The following is a 1,421-nucleotide window of genomic DNA, read 5'->3' as shown; positions in this document are numbered from 1 at the left end:
GACAACTGTCAACTGTCAACTGACAACTGACAACTGACAACTGACAACTGTCAACTGTCAACTGACTACTTCCCCGATTTGATGTACGATCGCTACCAAGTTTTGCAGAGGTCGAATTTCCCATGTCCCGAAACCTGACAGGAAGCTGGAATAAAGCCCGCGAAGTTCCGAGTTTACTCCTCGGCTGGAGTTTGTGCGGTTTATTGGCACTGGGCGCGATCGCCTCTACTCCTGCTAATGCACAGCTACCTACCTCCGAATCAGGTAATAATCACAGCCCGATCGCCCAAACAGGTGCGATCGTCCGCCCCGCCATCAAAGTCGGCAGCCGCGGATCGGAAGTTACCGAACTCCAAGCTGCTCTGAAATTATTGGGATTTTATACCGGCGAGGTAGACGGGATTTTCTCGCAAAGCACTGCTAGAGCCGTGTCTGAGTTCCAGGTAGCAGCAGGCATCGCCCCAGACGGCATAGTCGGTCAAGATACTTGGAATCGGCTGTTTCCTGCGGCTCCGAGCGCTAGTGTTGAAAACCCGATCGCCAATGCTCCCGCAACGATCGAAAACACAGAGATTAGCCCTCAACCGCAGCCCACCAATTTTCGGGTTTTGAGAAGACGAATGCGGGGGCCCGGAGTCAGAGATTTGCAAGAGCGGCTCAGGGCTAAGGGATTTTTGCGCGTCAGTGCTGACGGGGTGTTCGGCCCAGAAACTGAAGCTGCTGTCAAGGCTGCTCAGCGAAAATATCAACTACCAGCAGACGGGATTGTCGGCCGCGCTACTTGGGAAGCGCTGCTGCGGTGAAAGTCAGCTAATCTTGCCGGGTGTGCACATTGCGCGATCGGGCGATCGTACAAATTGTTAATAATTGCTTTCTGAAGTATTTCGGTGCGTCAAAAAGTGTCAACTTTGGTAAACAAAGTATTGTGATGCGCGGAGTTAATGTTAGTTTAAATACATGAGGGGCAGAAACCAAGCAACACAAAAAACTTGGATAAAAATTTTGAATTAGAGTGTTTGTCCCGCTCGGCTCTAGTTCGCAGGCAACGCCTAAATCGTGATAGTTTATTAGCAACGAAAGGTTGAGATTGCGCTCGGGATTTGTGAAGTAGCTTGAGGCGATTTGAGAAATCGAAAGTTATTAAGTTAGAATTGCGATCGCACAATCAAACACAGAAGCCTGAATAGGCTCCGCTAATAGCTAGCTCGCTCGCAGAGCAGTTGCCAAAAAGTCCACCTTAGTAGTAGTTGTTTGCTGAGTTTCAGCAGAGCTAAAAACCCACTTGAATCAATTTAACTCACAAATGTTTTAGGGTCTGGCATCCGATATGCTAGGCCCTAAAATTTTTGACAGTTGATAGTGGACAGTTGTTATTGGTTATTGGTTATTGGTTATTGGTTATTGGTTATTGGTTATTGGTT

General features: G+C 48.1%; 1 protein-coding gene. It reads left to right on the top strand.

Annotation, left to right across the window (positions count from 1 at the left end; genetic code table 11):
* The first annotated feature begins 122 nt into the window (after positions 1–122).
* Complete coding sequence (locus QT974_RS34365) at positions 123–803, top strand: peptidoglycan-binding domain-containing protein (protein WP_333472817.1); 681 nt, start codon at positions 123–125, stop codon at positions 801–803.
* Positions 804–1,421: the final 618 nt, after the last annotated feature.

The sequence above is a fragment of the Microcoleus sp. BM001215392 genome (genome assembly GCF_036700185.1).
Taxonomy (GTDB): Bacteria; Cyanobacteriota; Cyanobacteriia; order Cyanobacteriales; family Microcoleaceae; genus Microcoleus.
Note: the sequence above shows the minus strand (reverse complement) of the source record. Positions and strands in the feature narration are given on the sequence as shown.